General features: G+C 72.0%; 14 protein-coding genes. 9 read left to right on the forward strand and 5 right to left on the reverse strand.

Annotated elements, in window-relative coordinates; all coding sequences use genetic code 11:
- The first annotated feature begins 266 nt into the window (after nt 1-266).
- Nucleotides 267-1,070 carry an OsmC family protein gene (locus FOF48_RS18540; protein ID WP_255442350.1) on the forward strand — a complete coding sequence of 268 codons (804 nt, stop codon included), beginning with the start codon at nt 267-269 and terminating at the stop codon, nt 1,068-1,070.
- Between the two features lie 64 nt (nt 1,071-1,134).
- Nucleotides 1,135-1,686 (forward strand): oligoribonuclease, encoded by a 552-nt coding sequence (orn, locus tag FOF48_RS18545; RefSeq protein WP_143903488.1) that lies wholly within the window; start codon nt 1,135-1,137, stop codon nt 1,684-1,686.
- 9 nt (nt 1,687-1,695) lie between these two features.
- Here the strand turns inward: orn and FOF48_RS18550 are convergent, their stop codons facing one another.
- Together FOF48_RS18550 and FOF48_RS18555 are read right to left on the reverse strand one after the other, a co-directional pair.
- Complete coding sequence (locus FOF48_RS18550) at nt 1,696-2,064, reverse strand: response regulator (protein WP_143903490.1); 369 nt, start codon at nt 2,062-2,064, stop codon at nt 1,696-1,698.
- Nucleotides 2,065-2,262: 198 nt separating this feature from the next.
- Complete coding sequence (locus FOF48_RS18555) at nt 2,263-3,810, reverse strand: class I adenylate-forming enzyme family protein (RefSeq protein WP_143903492.1); 1,548 nt, start codon at nt 3,808-3,810, stop codon at nt 2,263-2,265.
- Nucleotides 3,811-3,977: 167 nt separating this feature from the next.
- Here FOF48_RS18555 and FOF48_RS18560 point away from each other — a divergent pair, with 167 nt between their 5' ends.
- Both FOF48_RS18560 and FOF48_RS18565 read left to right on the forward strand, forming a co-directional pair.
- Nucleotides 3,978-4,580 carry a hypothetical protein gene (locus FOF48_RS18560; protein ID WP_143903494.1) on the forward strand — a complete coding sequence of 201 codons (603 nt, stop codon included), beginning with the start codon at nt 3,978-3,980 and terminating at the stop codon, nt 4,578-4,580.
- Between the two features lie 36 nt (nt 4,581-4,616).
- Complete coding sequence (locus FOF48_RS18565) at nt 4,617-5,195, forward strand: hypothetical protein (RefSeq protein WP_143903496.1); 579 nt, start codon at nt 4,617-4,619, stop codon at nt 5,193-5,195.
- On the opposite strand, the gene FOF48_RS18570 is transcribed toward FOF48_RS18565, so the two are convergent.
- Nucleotides 5,192-6,031, reverse strand: a complete 840-nt coding sequence (locus FOF48_RS18570) for a hypothetical protein (RefSeq protein ID WP_143903498.1) — start codon at nt 6,029-6,031, stop codon at nt 5,192-5,194. The genes FOF48_RS18565 and FOF48_RS18570 overlap by 4 nt on opposite strands.
- A 217-nt stretch (nt 6,032-6,248) precedes the next feature.
- Here FOF48_RS18570 and FOF48_RS18575 point away from each other — a divergent pair, with 217 nt between their 5' ends.
- The 5 genes from FOF48_RS18575 (at nt 6,249) to FOF48_RS18595 (ending at nt 13,822) form a co-directional block, all read left to right on the forward strand.
- Nucleotides 6,249-7,493: an efflux RND transporter periplasmic adaptor subunit gene (locus tag FOF48_RS18575; protein WP_143903500.1), complete on the forward strand. Its 1,245-nt coding sequence runs from the start codon at nt 6,249-6,251 to the stop codon at nt 7,491-7,493.
- Nucleotides 7,493-8,236, forward strand: a complete 744-nt coding sequence (locus FOF48_RS18580; RefSeq protein ID WP_186001992.1) for an ABC transporter ATP-binding protein — start codon at nt 7,493-7,495, stop codon at nt 8,234-8,236. The genes FOF48_RS18575 and FOF48_RS18580 overlap by 1 nt, the downstream gene beginning before the upstream one ends.
- Nucleotides 8,237-8,250: 14 nt before the next feature.
- On the forward strand, nt 8,251-10,671 hold the full coding sequence (locus tag FOF48_RS18585; RefSeq protein ID WP_143903504.1) for an ABC transporter permease: 2,421 nt from the start codon (nt 8,251-8,253) through the stop codon (nt 10,669-10,671).
- A 26-nt stretch (nt 10,672-10,697) separates the two neighbouring features.
- On the forward strand, nt 10,698-12,116 hold the full coding sequence (locus FOF48_RS18590) for a sigma-54 dependent transcriptional regulator (RefSeq protein WP_143903506.1): 1,419 nt from the start codon (nt 10,698-10,700) through the stop codon (nt 12,114-12,116).
- 353 nt (nt 12,117-12,469) lie between these two features.
- Complete coding sequence (locus FOF48_RS18595) at nt 12,470-13,822, forward strand: PAS domain-containing sensor histidine kinase (protein WP_143903508.1); 1,353 nt, start codon at nt 12,470-12,472, stop codon at nt 13,820-13,822.
- Here the strand turns inward: FOF48_RS18595 and FOF48_RS18600 are convergent.
- Nucleotides 13,791-14,309: a hypothetical protein gene (locus FOF48_RS18600; RefSeq protein WP_143903510.1), complete on the reverse strand. Its 519-nt coding sequence runs from the start codon at nt 14,307-14,309 to the stop codon at nt 13,791-13,793. The genes FOF48_RS18595 and FOF48_RS18600 overlap by 32 nt on opposite strands.
- A gap of 143 nt (nt 14,310-14,452) precedes the next feature.
- Nucleotides 14,453-15,736, reverse strand: coding sequence for a hypothetical protein (locus FOF48_RS18605; protein WP_143903512.1), 1,284 nt, complete (start codon nt 15,734-15,736; stop codon nt 14,453-14,455).
- Nucleotide 15,737: the final 1 nt, after the last annotated feature.

A 15,737-nucleotide genomic window follows, 5' to 3' on the forward strand; every position in this document is an offset into this window, starting at 1 on the left:
GCGCGCGCTGGTGTCGCGAGGCTTCGCGGTGCTGCGGCTGGACTTCACGGAGGTGCCCGAGAGCGCCCGCGCGCGGGGGCACCCGGACACGACGCCCAGCGTGGACACGGTGGTGGCCGCGTGCGCCTGGCTCGGCGCGCACGCGCCGGCGCCCCGGCTGCTGGTGGGCCACAGCCTGGGAGGCACGGCGGTGGCGGCGGCGCTGCCCCGGCTGCCGGACGTGGCGGCCGTGGCGCAGCGAGCCCTCCCCCGCGGGCGCGAAGGACGTGCTCGCCCTGCTGTCCCCGCGCGAGCGCGCCGCGGGGGAGGGCTCGCTGCGCCTGGAGCCCGGCCGGCTCAGGCTCCAGCGCGGCTTCGTCGCCGCCATCGACGGGGCGGCGGTGGCGAAGGCGCTGGGCGCGTTCCCGGGCGCGCTGCTGGTGATGCACGCGCCGGAGGACCGCTACGTGGGGTTGGACAACGCGCGCCGGCTGGTGACGTGCGCCCGCCGGCCCGCGAGCCTGGTGATGCTGGACGGGGCGGACCACTTCCTCGCGCGCAAGGAGGACGCGGCCTTCGCGGCGGACGTGCTGGGCCCGTGGGCCGCGCGGCACGTGGCGCGGGTGCGCGAGCGCGAGGAGCCGCTGCCGGAGGGACAGGTGGAGGTGCGCGAGGCGTCCGAGGGCGGGCTGGCCCAGGACATCCGCGTGGGGCCGCACTGGCTGCGCGCGGACGAGCCGCTGGCGCTGGGCGGGCAGGACTCGGGGCCCACGCCGTACGGACTGCTGGAGGCGGCGCTGGGGGCGTGCACGTCCATGACGGTGCGGATGTACGCGGACCGTCAGGGTTGGCCCCTCACGCGGGTGCGGGTGCGGCTGTCCCACGACCAGGTGCACGCGAAGGATGGCGCGGAGTGCGAGTCGCGGGTGGGGCGGGTGGAGCGGCTGGAGCGGCTCGTCCGGCTGGAGGGGCCCCTGACGGAGGAGCAGCGCGCGCGGCTGCTGCACATCGCGGAGCTGTGCCCGGTGCACCGCACGCTCGAATCCAAGGTGGACGTGCGGACGCGGCGGGACGATTCGTCCACGGAGTGAGTGCTCCGGGGCCCGGGGCTGCTATAGGGGCCTCTCCTCTCTTCGCGACCAGGATTCTTCGGACATGCATTCCCGTGACACCCGCCTTGTGTGGCTCGACCTGGAGATGACCGGCCTGGACCCCGAGTCCTGCGGCATCATCGAGGTGGGCGTCATCATCACCGGCCCGGACCTGCGCCCCATCGCGGAGTTCGAGCGCGTCATCTGGCAGCCGGAGGCGATGCTCCAGCGCATGGAGCCCGTCGTGCGCGACATGCACACGAAGAACGGCCTGCTGGAGAAGGTGCGCGCGTCCAACGTGTCCCTGCGCGTGGCGGAGCGCGACGTGACGTCCTTCATCGCGGACCACTGCGAGCTGGGCGAGGGCATCCTCGCGGGCAACTCCATCCACACGGACCGGCGCTTCCTCATCAGCCACATGCCCCTGCTGGACCGCTACCTGCATTACCGCATGGTGGATGTGACGAGCCTCAAGGTCCTGGTGCGCGCCTGGTATCCGGCGCTGGTGGAGCCGCGCAAGCCGCCCAGCGGCCACACCGCGCTCGCGGACCTGCGCTCCAGCATCAGCGAGCTGCAGTACTACCGGGACATCCTCTTCCGCGCGACGCCGGGCTGAGGGCGGGCCTCAGGCGCGGGGCCCGTCAGGGGGCAGCTGCTTCGCGAGGGTGCCGAGCAGGTCGTCCAGCTCGAAGGGCTTGGCGAGGAAGTGCGAGCTGGCGCGGCGCTCTTCCTCGGTGAGGCGGCCCGCGCTCATCACCACCACGGGCAGGTCGCGCAGGTCCGGGTGGGCGCGGATGCGGCGCAGCAGCTCGCCGCCATCCATCACCGGCATCATCAAGTCCAACAGCACGAGGTCCGGCTTCGAGGCCAGGAGCCGCTGGAGGCCCTCGTCCCCGTTGTACGCGGTGATGATGTCGTAGCCCTCCAGCGACAGGATGTCCTGGAGCGCCTCCACGATGGCGAGCTCGTCGTCGACGATGAGCAGCCGCTTCATTCCGTCCCCACCTCCGCGGTGCGCACGACGCACGCCTTCCCGTCCTGCCAGGAGGCAGGGGGCGCGTCGTTCAGGATGCGGACGGGGTGACACTTCACACGGGGCTCCCAAGTCTCTTGCCGCCAGAAGGTAGGTCCGCGCGCCACTTCGGCCAGGGGACGATGTGGGTTTTGTTGAGCGGGTGGCGGCGCGTGTGTTCTACGAAGCGGACAAGCGCTCCTTGAGGACATGCTTCTGGACCTTGCCCAGGGCATTGCGGGGCAGGGCGTCGGTGAAGACGACGCGGCGGGGCTTCTTGAAGGCGGCCAGGCGTTCGCGGCACCAGTCCACCAGGGCCTGGGCGTCGGTGGGGGCGCCGGGCGCGGGGACCACGACGGCGACGACCTGTTCACCGAAGTCCGCGTCGGGCAGGCCCAGCACGGCCGCTTCGGCGACGGCGGGGTGGGCGGTGAGGACCTCTTCGACTTCCCGGGGGTAGATGTTGAAGCCGCCGCTGATGATGAGCTCGCGGGCGCGGCCGGTGATGCGCAGGAAGCCGTCGGCGTCGTACTCGCCCAGGTCGCCGGTGCGGAACCAGCCTTCGGGGTCGAAGGCTTCGGTGGTGGCGTCGGGGCGGCGCCAGTAGCCGGTGAAGACATGGGGCCCGCGCACCTCGATTTCGCCCGTCTCGCCGCGGGGCAGGGGCTGGCGGGAGCGCACGTCCACGACGCGGGCCTCCTGGCCGGGGAAGGGCATTCCCACGGTGCCGGGGCGGCGCTCGCCGTCGTAGGGCTGGGTGGTGTTCATCAGCGTCTCGGTCATCCCGTAGCGCTCCAGGATGCGGGCGCCGAAGCGCGCCTCGATGTCCAGGCACAGCTGGGGGCTCAGCGGAGCGGATCCGGAGACCCACAGGCGCAGCGCGCGCGGGGTGAGGCCGGCGCGGCGGGACTCCTCCAGCAGGCGGCCGTACATGGTGGGCACGCCGAAGAAGAGGGTGAGGGAGGGGTCGTCGTGGAGGGCGGTGAGCGCTTCTGAGGCGACGAAGCGGCGGCGCAGGTCCACGCTGGCGCCGGTGAAGAGCGTGCCGTGCAGGCCCACCATGAGGCCGTGGGTGTGGAAGAGGGGCAGGGTGAGGAGGAGGCGATCCGCGTCGGTCCAGCGCCACGCCTCGGTGACGGCGCGCACGTTGGCGAGCAGCTGGCGGTGCTGGAGCATGGCGCCCTTGGAGCGGCCGGTGGTGCCGGACGTGTAGCCCAGGACGGCGAGGTCCTCCGCGCGAGGGAGGGGCAGGGCCACGGTGGAGGCGGCGCCCTGTTCGAGCAGGGTGTCGAAGGCCACGGTGGGGAGGGACGCGGGGAGGTCCGGGGGCGGCGGCTCCACGGTGATGAGCCACCGCAGGGCGGGGAGCGAGTCGCGAAGGGGCGCGAGCTCGGCCGCGCCGGAGGTGCCGGTGACGCAGACCTGCACCTCCGCGTCGGAGAGGATGTGGGCCAGCTCCACCTGGCGGTACGCGGTGTTGACGAGCACGGCGACGCAGCCCGCGGCCTGGACGCCCAGCCACGTGACGACGAACGCATCGCTGTTCTCCAGGAAGAGGGCCACGCGCTCACCGGGCGCGAGCCCCCGGGCCTTGAGCCCGCGAGCGAACGCGGTGACTCGCTCCGCCAGCTGCCCGCGCGTGTAGGAAGCGCCCTCGAAGGAGAGCAGCGGGCGCGCGGGTGCGTGACGGGCGTGGTCCAGGAACACTTCGAGCAGGGAGGCCGGCATGGCGCGCGAGCCTAGCTGGGACGGGCTACGCTCGGCGCATGTCCGTGTGTCTGCGGGTCCTGCGGGTGTCAGGGGTGGTCGTGAGCATGTCCTGTTCCGCACCCCAGCCCACTCCAGGGGTGGTCCGGGGCAGGCCCGGCGAGAGACTCACCCGCCTCCCAGGTCCGATGCCTGGCTTTGGCCCGTTCGACAGCTTCTCCGACGCGTTGATCGCCGCGTGCCCCGTGATTCTGTCCAAGCCCCACGCGACCGCGGGCCGTCAGGGCCTCCAGGATTTCGATGTCCGCTGGCGCGTCTCGAAGGAGTACTGCGCCTGGCTGTATTACACGCCGGCTGGCAGGTATGAGATGAGCATGCTGACGGACCAGTCGGCGCAAGACGACCTGGACCGCCGGAGGAGCTGCCTGCTGCCAGAGACCGTCGACGACGCACGGTTTCCCGCAGGGAGCCTCAAGTACGTCTTCGCCCTGCACAACCATCCCTACGAGGGGCATCTCTCGGATGGGGACCTCCGGATGATTGTCTCCATGGGCCGGGTCCACGGGTGGGTCGTCGAAGCAGGCGGGATGAAGGTTCCCCTGTCGATTGTCGCGTTCTTTTCCAACTCAGGTGACCTGGAGCATCCCTCGTGCGACGGCTTCTTCCAGTACATCCCGGTGACAGGTGAACTGAAGAAGTGGACGGAGAGGGACCCGGGGAGCTGGCGCCAGGAGCTGCTGGGCACTGTCACCTGGCAGGATGAAGAGCACTACCGCATCGATGCGAAATAGCGTGCCCGGCCCCTTGAGTCCTGCCAGGAGTGAGGCGTGAAGAGGAACCCTTTCATCCTGGTGTCGGCGTTCTGGGTCGTGAGCTGCGTGAGAGCCGCCGCGCCCGCTCCCGTGAAGGTCGACGAGGATTCATCCATTGTCTTCCCCCCGTTCTTCGCGCAGCCCGCTGTCTCGGTGGGAACGGAAGGCACGGTGTACGAACTGGATGGCGACACCCTGCGCGCGCTCTCCATCGCGACCCGGGACCTGCTTCCACCCCAGGACAAGCCCGTGTCCTGTGGAAGCCGCTGGGAGTCCCAGCGGTACCGGGTCGTCCGCCAGGGCGAAGTCATCTTCATTCGCATCGAGGAGGACCCCGGCGCCTGTGGCCGAACGCATCCCGCCCTGGACTCTGGCGCCAGCTACGCCATCCACCGGGACGGCAGGATCTTGCGGCGGCTCATCGATGGTCAGGCCGATGTCTCGGCTCCTGCGGATGCGGGCACGCCTTCCATTCCGGGTGACCCCGGGACTGCATCCCCAGAGGGACTGGGTGAAGGGCCCTCGCCGTTCCTCCCCCAGGCCTGGCAGGACGCGGGCCCGCCTGGCCCCGCGCCTGCCCCGGCGCGCCGTTAGAACAGCGACATGCCCAGCGTGATGCTGGTCAGGAAGCCGCCGTGCTGGGTCAGGTTCAGCGCGGTCCTCGTGAGGATGTCCTGCGGTCCGCCGTCGCGCACCGTCCAGTTGTCCTCACGCAGCCGGAAGCCCCAACCCACGCGCAGGCCCAGGTACATGGGGCCCATCGCCTGACGCAGACCCATGGCCACCGTCGCCACCGGCGTGAGCAGCCGGTCCGTGAACCGGACATCGCCTCCGTCGATCTCCGTGGTCGTCTCACCGCCCAGGTTGAAGCTCACGCCTCCCTCCAGGAAGGGGCTCGTGCGCACCTCGCCCAGCGGATACAGCCGCGCCAGTGGCCCCACGCGCCAGCCCCACGCGCCAGCGCCGGCGCTCAGGTTGAGCCCCAGCCACGGCGCCGCCCGGTACTCCAGCTCGCCGCCGAAGATGCCCGAGGGGCTGTTGAACCCCAGCGCCACGCCCAGGTCCAGGTTCGTCCGGCCTCCCCGGCGGCGCGGCCGCGAGTCCTCCCGGTCGCGCCCCACCGAGTCCTGGCCCAGGCCCTCCGCCTCCTGCGCGTCCTCCACCGCCCCCCCGCCCGCCGCCGTGGCCACCTCCGGGTTCGACGCCTCCTGGAGCAGCGCGTGAGCCATCGCCACCGAACCCCTGTCGCTCAGGGGCTCGAGGCCATAGCGCGTCCCCTCCGCCACCTTGGCCGCCGCGAGTCCGGTGGCCTCCACTTCACTCCCGACCTCCGTGAGGTGGAGGTGCACGGTGTCGGCCAGGGCGGAGAAGGGCAGAAGGGTGGCGGCCAGCAGCATGCTGGCGCGCACCCGCGAAGTGGTGGGGCGCATGGGATTCCTAGAAGTTGTGCGGGAAGTGAAGCGAGCAGGCAGACGGACCGACGCTGTTCCTATTCACCCCCAGCGCACCTTTCCGCGGTGTCCGTTCCTGGGACGCGCCTTTCGCGCAAGCGGTCAACGCCGCTCCGTCCCTCGAACCGTTCCCCCTGTTTCCAGGCGGTTGTCTCCGCTCCAGTCCCTGGCACGCGGCTCGCTATGGAGGCGACCCGTGGACATCCCCAAGGCTCGTGCACCTCGCCGCAAACCCTATCTCCTGGCCGCCCTGGGCCTGGGCCTGCTCGTGGCCGTGACGGTGGGCCTCGGCCGGCTGCGCCCCGCCGCCCCCACGGTGGAGCGAGCCTCGGTGTGGCTGGACACGGTGAAGCGCGGCCCGCTGGTGCGTCAGGTGAAGGGGACCGGTTCGCTGGTGCCCGAGTCCATCCGCTGGCTCACCGCCGACACCGCCGGCCGCGTGGAGCGCATCCACGTGCGCCCCGGCGCCACCGTGACCGCGGGCACGCTGCTCCTGGAGCTGTCCAACCCCGACGTGCAGCTCCAGGCCCTGGAGGCCGAGCGCCAGCTGGCGAGCGCGGAAGGCGACTTCCTGGAGCTGCGCGAGCTGCTCCAGACGCAGCGCCTGTCCCAGCAGGCCACCGTGGCCGCCCTCGCCGCCGAGGCCGCCGACGCCACGCGCCGCTCCCAGGCCAACGTGGCCCTGTTCGAGAAGGCCTTCGTCGGCGACCTGGAGACGCGGCAGGCGCGGGAGAAGGCGGAGGCGTCCGACCAGCGTCTGGAATTGGAGCGCCAGCGCCTGGACGTCATGACCCAGAGCCTGCGCCAGCGCCTGGCCTCCCAGCAGGAGCAGGTGGAGCGCCTGAAGGCCGTGGCGCGCTTCCGCCGCCAGCAGGTGGAGTCCATGAAGGTGCTGGCGGGCGAGGACGGCGTGCTCCAGGAGCTGCCCCTGGAGCTGGGCCAGTGGGTCACGCCCGGCGTGCTGCTGGCCAAGGTCGTGAAGCCCGAACGGTTGAAGGCGGAGCTGCGCATCGCGGAGACGCAGGCGCGCGACATCCTGCCGGGCCTGAAGGTGCAGGTGGACACGCGCAACGGCGTCGTCGAAGGCACCGTGGCCCGCGTGGCGCCCGCGGCCAGCCAGGGCACGGTGCGCGTGGAGGTGTCGCTGCCGGCCACGCTGCCCAAGGGGGCCCGGCCGGACCTCACCGTGGAGGGCACGGTGGAGCTGGAGCGGCTGGATGACGTGCTGTCGGTGGGCCGCCCGGCGGGGGCCCAGGCGGACAGCTCGCTGGCGCTCTTCCGGCTCGTGCCTGGAGGCGACGAGGCGGTGCGCATCCCGGTGAAGCTGGGCCGGGGCTCGGTGAACGCGGTGGAGGTGGTGCAGGGGTTGGTGGAGGGTGATCAGGTGGTGCTGTCGGACATGACCGCGTGGGACGCGGTGGAACGCGTGAGGCTGCGATGATGACGACGATGACGAACGACCTCGAGGCGAAGGTGGTGGCGCCCGGAGCGGTGCCGGGGAAGGCCCTGCTCCAGCTCGACGGGCTCACGAAGGTGTTCGAGACGGAGGAGGTGGAGACGCACGCGCTGTCCAACATCCACCTCACCATCCGCCAGAACGAATGGGTGGCCATCGTGGGCCCGTCCGGCTCCGGCAAGTCCACGCTGCTCGCGGTGCTGGGGCTCCTGGACACGGCCACGCGCGGCAGCTACCTGCTGGACGGACGCAGCGTGCTGGAGCTGTCGCCCACGGACCGGGCGAAGGTGCGCAACCAGCACATCGGCTTCATCTTCCAGAGCTTCAACCTCATCGGCGACCTCACCGTCTTCGAGAACGTGGAGCTGCCGCTCACCTACCGCGGCCTGCCCGCGGCGGACCGCAAGCAGCGCGTGGAGCGGGCCCTGGAGCGCGTGGGCATGGCGCACCGGGCGCGGCACCTGCCGGGGCAGCTCTCCGGCGGTCAGCAGCAGCGCGTCGCGGTGGCGCGCGCCGTGGCGGGGGATCCGCTCATCCTCCTGGCGGACGAGCCCACGGGCAACCTGGACTCGAAGAACGGCGAGGCGGTGATGCAGCTCTTGTCGGACCTGCACAAGGCGGGCTCCACGCTGTGCATGGTGACGCACGACCCGGCGCACGCGCGCATCGCCACGCGCACGGTGAGCCTCTTCGACGGCCGCGTCGTGCAGGACGAGCAGCTTCGCTAGGGCCCGGGAGCGCCATGGAACGCCTGCTCAACGACCTGCGCTACGCGTGGCGCTCCCTGCGCAACGCCCCCGGCTTCGTGGGGGTGGCGGTGCTGACGCTGGCGTTGGGCATTGGCGCGAACAGCGCGGTGTTCAGCGTGGTGAAGGGCGTGCTCCTGACGCCGCCGCCCTTCGCGCGGCCAGAGCAGCTGGTGCACCTGTCGAACAACTTCGACGCCTTTGGCCTCAAGGAGGTGTCCACCTCGTTGCAGGAGTACCGGGAATACGTCACGCACGCGCGGGCCTTCGCGTCGCTGGCGGCCTTCCGGCCCGACGACGTGACGCTCACCGGCACGGAGTCGCCCCGGCGCTTTCGCGTCGTCATCGCCACGGCCTCGTTCCTGACCACGCTGGGCGTCGCGCCAGTGCTCGGCCGCGACTTCACCGCGGAGGAGGAGACGCCGGGGCGGGACAAGGTGGTCCTCCTCACGGACGCCGCCTGGCGCACGCACTTCGCGAAGGATCCGGAGGTGCTGGGGCGAACGCTGCGGCTCGACGGGGAGTCGCGCACGGTGGTGGGCGTGCTGCCTCCGGGCGTGGCGTATCCGGAGGGCACGGAGCTGGTGCTGCCCTTCGCGCCCACGCCAGCGCAGCAGGAGGCGTCCCGGCGCGGCAACCGCTTCCTGTCCGTGCTGGCGCGGCTCAAGCCCGGGGTGACGGTGGACGCGGCGCGGGCGGACCTGGTGCGCCTGGGCAACGAGCGCGAACCCGACGTGGTGTCCCAGTATCGGGAGGCGGGCTGGTCCATCAGCGTGAAGACGCTGGAGGAGCAGGTGGTGGGCGGGGTGCGGGAGACGCTGTGGCTGCTCTGGGGCGCGGTGGGCTTCGTGCTGCTGGTGGCGTGCTCCAGCGTGGCCAACCTGCTGCTGGCGCGGGCGGTGGCCCGGAGCCGCGAGGTGTCCATCCGCGCGGCGCTGGGCGCGGGGCGGGGGCGGCTGGTGGCGCAGTTCCTCACGGAGAGCGTGGTGTTGTCGCTGGTGGCGGGGGCGCTGGGGTTGCTCCTGGCGCTGTGGGGCACGGACGCCCTGGTCGCGATGGTGGGCGAGGGCCTGCCGCGCGCCCACGGGGTGCGGCTGGATGTTCCCTCCGTGCTCTTCACGCTGGCGGTGTCGCTCTTCACGGGCGTGCTCTTCGGGCTGGTGCCCGCGCTCCAGGCGAGCCGCGCGGACCTGCACGTGGCGATGCGCGAAGGGTCCCGGTCCACGGGAGGACACCGCACGGGCCGGCTGCGCGCGGCGCTGGTGGTGGCCCAGGTGTCGCTCGCGCTGGTGCTGTTGGTGGGCGCGGGCCTGTTCGTGAAGAGCTTCCTCGCGCTCCAGGGCGTGGAGGCCGGTTTCCGCTCCGAGGGGGTGCTCACCGGACAGCTCGCGCTGCCCACGGTGACGTACCCGGACCGGGCGCGGCAGTCCGCCTTCCTGCGAGCCCTGCTGTCGAGGCTCCAGGGGCTGCCCGGCGTGGAGTCCGCGGGGCTCACGAACGTGCTCCCGCTGGGGGGCGCCATGGACAACAGCTTCGACATCGAGGGCCGCGCGCGGCAGCCCGGCGAGCTGTGGAAGGCGGTGGAGTTCCGCGCCGTCACGCAGGGCTACCTGCGGGCGTTGCGCGTCCCGCTGAGGCAGGGCCGGCTGCTGGAGGACGCGGACGGACCGGACGCGCCCTGGGCGGTGGTCATCAACCGGACCTGCGCGAACATCTTCTGGCCGAACGGCGACGCGGTGGGACACCGGATGAAGCTGCACGGCCAGGACATGCAGTGGGCCACGGTGGTGGGCGTGGTGGAGGACCTGCGCGAGTGGGGTCTGGACGCCCCGGTGCGCCCGGCCGCGTACTACGCCCTGTCGCAGCTTCCCTCCGGGTACCTGGGGCTGGCGGTGCGCGCGAAGTCGGGGGACCCGGAGTCGCTGCGCGCGCAGGTGGAGGCGGAGGTGCGCGCGGTGGACGGGGACCTGCCGCTGTTCGACGTGCGGCCCCTCACGCATCGGATGGATGAAGCCACGGGGCCCCGGCGGCTGTCGGCGCTGTTGATGGGGTTGTTCGCGGCCGGCGCGCTGCTGCTCGCGGCGCTGGGGTTGTCGGGCGTCATCGCCTTCTCGGTGGCGCAGCGCACGCGGGAGCTGGGCATCCGCATGGCGCTGGGCGCGGCGCGAGGGGACGTGCTCCGGCTGGTGTTGGGGCAGGGGTTGCGGCTGTCGCTCACGGGCGTGGCGGTGGGGCTCGTCCTGTCGCTCGGCCTGTCGCGGCTGCTGGGGTCGCTGTTGTACGGCGTGTCGGCGGACGACCCGTGGACCTTCGGCGGCGTGGCGCTGCTCCTGACGGGGGTGGCGCTGGGGGCGTCCTGGCTGCCTGCCCGCCGGGCGACGCGCGTGGACCCCATCATCGCGCTCCGGGCCGACTGACTCGCTTTCTGGCACATTCCTCCACCGTGGTGTCCCCCGTGTTCGATCCCGTTACCGCCCCGCCCCGCCCCGCCCGCATCCTCGTGGCCGACGACCAGCCGGACGTGCTTGAGGCGCTGCGGCTGCTCCTCAAGCGCGACGGCTACACCGTGGTGAGCGCCCAGTCCCCCGCGGGCGTGAAGGCCACGCTGGACGCCGAGGACGTGGAGCTGGTGTTGATGGACCTCAACTACGCGCGCGACACCACGTCCGGGCGCGAGGGCCTGGACCTGCTGGGGGAGCTGCGGACGCGGGACGCGCTGTTGCCCGTGGTGGTGATGACGGCGTGGGGCAGCGTGGAGGGCGCGGTGGAGGCGATGCGCGCCGGGGCGCGCGACTACGTGCAGAAGCCGTGGGACAACACGCGCCTGCTGGCGACGCTGCGCACGCAACTGGAGCTGTCCCGTTCGTTGCGGCGCACCCGGCGGTTGGAGGAGGAGAACCAACACCTGCGACGCGAGCAGGGCGTGCGCTCTCCGCTGGTGGGCGAGTCGCGGGCGATGCAGCCGGTGCGCAGGCTCATCGAACGGGTGGCGCCGTCGGCCGCGCCGGTGCTCGTCACCGGGGAGCACGGTACGGGCAAGGAGGTGGTGGCGCGGATGCTCCACGCGGCGAGTCCCCGCGCGGACCGGGCCTTCGTCGCGGTGAACTCCGGGGGCCTGTCCGAGGGGGTCTTCGAGAGCGAGCTCTTCGGCCATGTGAAGGGGGCCTTCACGGACGCGAAGGCGGACCGCATCGGCTGCTTCGAGCTGGCGGACGGAGGCACGCTCTTCCTGGATGAGATTGGCAACATGCCGCTCACGCAGCAGGCGAAGCTGCTGCGGGTCCTCCAGACGGGGGAGCTGCACCCGGTGGGGTCGTCGCGCACGCGGCGCGTGGACGTGCGCGTGGTGAGCGCCACCAACGTGGACCTGGGCCGGGCGGTGATGGAGGGGCGGTTCCGCGAGGACCTGCTCTACCGGCTCAACACGGTGGAGGTGCAGCTGCCGCCGCTGAGGGCGCGGCGCGAGGACATCCCGCTGCTGGCCGCGCACTTCCTGGCGGCGCAGGGGCAGCGCTATGGCCGCTCCGGCATCCAGCTGGCGCCGGACGCGCTGGAGGCGCTGCTCGCGTATGCGTGGCCGGGCAACGTGCGCGAGCTGGAGCACGCGGTGGAGCGCGCGCTGCTGATGGCGGCGGGGGACCGGGTGGAGGTGGAGGACCTGCTGCTCAAGCGCTCGGGGCCCGCGGGGGTGGGGGCCGTGCGTCTGGAGGAGATGACGCTGGAGGAGGTGGAGCGCTACCTCATCGAGCGGTCGCTGGGCCGGCATGACGGCAACGTGAGCGAGGCGGCGAAGGCGCTGGGGTTGTCGCGCAGCGCGCTCTACCGGCGCCTCCAGTACTACGGAATCAAGGGCGCGCGGTGAAGCGCGGGTCACCAACGCCGCAGGGCCCAGGCGTCACGGAGACCGAGGTGGATCCCCGGCCATCAGCGCCGCAAGGCCCTGGCGTCACGGAGACCGAGGTGGATTCCCGGCCATCAGCGCCGCAAGGCCCTGGCGTCACGGAGACCGAGGTGGATCCCCGGCCATCAGCGCCGCAAGCCCCAGGCATCACAGCGCCCGATGTGGATCCCCACCCGCCCGCGCCGCAAGCTCCAGGCCTCACGGAGGTTGCGGTGGATCCCCGGCCATCAGCGCTGCAAGGCCCAGGCGTCAAGGAGTCCGCGGGGGCGCGCGGAGCCGGAACACCGCCCGCCCCCGATGGCACGGACCGCCCAATGACGTGGAGGCTCCACGTCCCTCATGACCTACGGGTCACGGGTCTCGCGATCCTCGCGGGACTGCCCGCGGTCATCGTCGCGCTCTCGGTGCTGTGGACGGGGGACTTCACCGCGAAGGTGCGCTGGACCCTGTCCGTGCTCGTGCTGGGCGTGCACGCGGGCGCCTGTCTGGCGATTCGCGAGCGCGTGGTGCGACCGCTGCACACCGTCGCGGGCCTGCTGGCCGCGCTGCGCGAAGGTGACTACTCCGTGCGCGGCAAGGGCGAGCGCGCGGGCGACGCGCTGGGCGAGGTCCTCCTGGAGGTCAACGCCCTGGGCGACACCCTGCGCGAACAACGCCTGGGCGCGCTGGAGGCAGGCGCCCTGCTGGGCCAGGTGATGGAAGCCATCGACGTCGCCGTGCTGGCCTTCGACGCCTCCGGCACCCTGAAGCTGGTGAACCGCGCCGGCGCCCGCCTCGTCGGCCTCCCTCGCGCGCAGCTCCTGGGCCAGCCCGCGCGAGCGCTCGGGTGGAGCGACCTGCTCGAAGGGCCCGCGCCCCGCCGCCTCACGCGCGTCTTCGCGCAGCAGGACGGCGGCCCCTATGAGCTGTGGCGCGGAACCTTCCGCGAGGGCGGACAACCCCACCAGCTGGTCGTGCTCACCGACCTGCGTCTGGCCTTGCGCGAGGAGGAGCGCGAAGCCTGGCGCCGGCTCGTGCGCGTCCTCAGCCACGAAATCAACAACTCCCTCACCCCCATCCAGTCCATCGCGGATGCCCTCCGCGACACCGTGGCGCAGGTGCCGCGTCCCTCGGACTGGGAGGAGGACACCCGGCACGGGCTGGGCATCATCGCCCGCCGCGCCGAGGCCCTGGCGCGCTTCATGTCCGCGCACGCGAGGCTGGCCCGCCTGCCTCCGCCCATGCTCGGCCCGGTGGAGGTGGAGCCCTGGGTCCGGCGCGTGGTGGCGCTGGAGCCGCGCCGCTCCGTCGCCGTGCGTCCCGGCCCCGGCCTCACCCTGTCCGGCGACGGAGACCAGCTGGAGCAACTGCTCATCAACCTGGTCCGCAACGCGGTGGATGCCGTCCTGTCGAATGACGGAGGCACGGGCGGTGTCTGGGTCTCCTGGGCGGTGCACGTCCCCGGCGCCGTGGAGGTCTGGGTGGAGGATGAAGGCCCGGGCCTCGCGGACACCGCGAACCTCTTCGTGCCCTTCTTCACCACCAAGCCTCAAGGCAATGGCATCGGCCTCGCGCTCAGCCGGCAGATCGCCGAAGCCCACGGAGGCAGCCTGCGACTGGAGAACCGCACCGACGGCAGGGGCTGCCGCGCACGCCTCAGGCTCCCGCTGGACGCTCCTCGCGCGTGAAGTCCTTCTTCGCGTCCGCGGGCTCGGACGCCTCCGCCCCCGTGCAAGCACCCTCCAGCTCCGGGACGGGCGCGGCCAGCCGGTAGAGCAGCGCCGTGGCCGACCAGAAGAACAGCACGGTGAAGCCCACGTGCACCCAGCGCATCCCCGGCCACTGCTGGAGCGCGGAGGGCAAGACCTCCGCCGTGACGAAGCTCCCCAGCCACTGTCCCAGCCAGCACAGCGCAGTGACCCACGCCACCCGTTGCCAAGAGGCCACCCGCGAGGGCCCGAAGGCATACCGGTGCAGCGCCCACAACACGCCCACCCCGCAGCCCCACAGTCCCAGGCGGACGAGCGAGAACCCCTGGTGCGTAGACCCCAGGGGGTTGTGTTCCAACACCCCCAGGCTCGGCGCCAGGATGAGCACCTGCACCAGCAGCACCCGGCGCACCCGCTCCGTCAGTCCCTTGAGGAGCTGCCCATACGTCCAGGTCAGCGCAATCATGGGCCCTCCTCGGGCACACGTGGTGCGGTGCTGCACGAGAAGAACGGTGTAGCCTTTATTTCTTGATTTATTTGATTGGGAGGGTGGCCCGGGCTCCGCTCAACCCAAGCAATCTCCAGGGTTTGGCTGGGACCCTGCAAAGACTATTCAAAAATGGACACCTCGGAGAGTGTATAGAACTCAGCGGGTTGGGTGCTGCCATCGTAGGTAAGGGTTTCCACGGAGAGCCGGACGAAGCGCGTGGGGCCCGCATCGTCGAGCGTCACGTCCTTGAAGACAGGCGCCTTGGGACCCAGGCCCAGCGGGCCGTCGCCATAGGGGGAATCCCCACCGGTGGATTCGACGTAGGCGCTGTACTGCGCGGAGCGCAGGAGCTTCTCCCGCGAATCCAGGTCCCGCAGGACGACGCGCGCCAGCCGCTGCCAGTGCTCGCCGTCCGGGCTCCCCTCCAGGACGAGCCAATCCTTGCCTTCAAAGCCTTGCAGGTACTTGAGCCCCCGCACCACCGCGTGGCGGGGCCGTGCGGGGCGGGGGAGGGTGATGACGAGGCTGAACGCCCGGGGGTCGGTCTCCTTCTCGAAGAAGTCCACCGGGGTGAGCCGGCCATCGGTCCAGGGGCAGACGTCCGGGAAGGACGGCTCGCACGTGGCGTCGCGGCTGATGGGGCGCAGGCTTCCCTCGGGCAGGGGGGCGGCGCCGGTGCGCCACTCCAACTGGAACTGCACGGAGCTGTTCTCTCCGCCCAGGGGGGAGAACAGCCAGGAGCCCACGCTGGCGGCGCGCAGCTGGACCTGGGGCGCGGTGAAGTCCTCCAGCACGTAGGGGCCCGGCGACCACGGTGATGTCATGCCCGCCTCGCGCCACAGCAGCGCGCCGCCGGACGTGAGCCACAGCAGGGGCTCCGGGACGGTGGGCAGGAGGGGCTCCTCGTCTTCGAGGTTGTCGCCGACGCCCACCTTCAAGACCGTCGCCGTCTCTGGCAGCGGGAGCGCGGGGGGCGCGGGAGGGAAGGCCACGGCGGGGCCCTGGGCGCCGTCCTCCACGCGCGGGTGGGCGTCCCAGGGCTGAAGCGTGGGCAGCTCCACGTCGTCGTCCATGAAGAACGCGAGCGAGGCGCCGCTTCCATCCGGCTCCAGCGGCAGCGCCAGCCGCAGCCGGCTGTATTGCCAGGAGTCGCGCGCCGTGCCCACGGCGTCGCCGTAGAGCATCTCGAGCGCGTAGTCGCCGGTGGACTCGGTGGTGGTGGTGCTCAGGGGGGCGAAGCCGTCTCCGCCCTGGCGTTCGAGCGTCAGCGTCGCTCCGGCGCGCGGCGCGCCGTCCCGCTGGAGCGCGCGGCCATAGGCGAAGACGGGGTCTTCGGGATAGCGCTCGCAGCCGGCGGTGACGAAGGCCAGGAGCCCCAGGGAGGTGACGAGTGAGCGGCGCATG

Origin of the sequence: Corallococcus sp. Z5C101001 (assembly GCF_007352635.1) — a bacterium.
Classification (GTDB): Bacteria; Myxococcota; Myxococcia; order Myxococcales; family Myxococcaceae; genus Corallococcus; species Corallococcus silvisoli.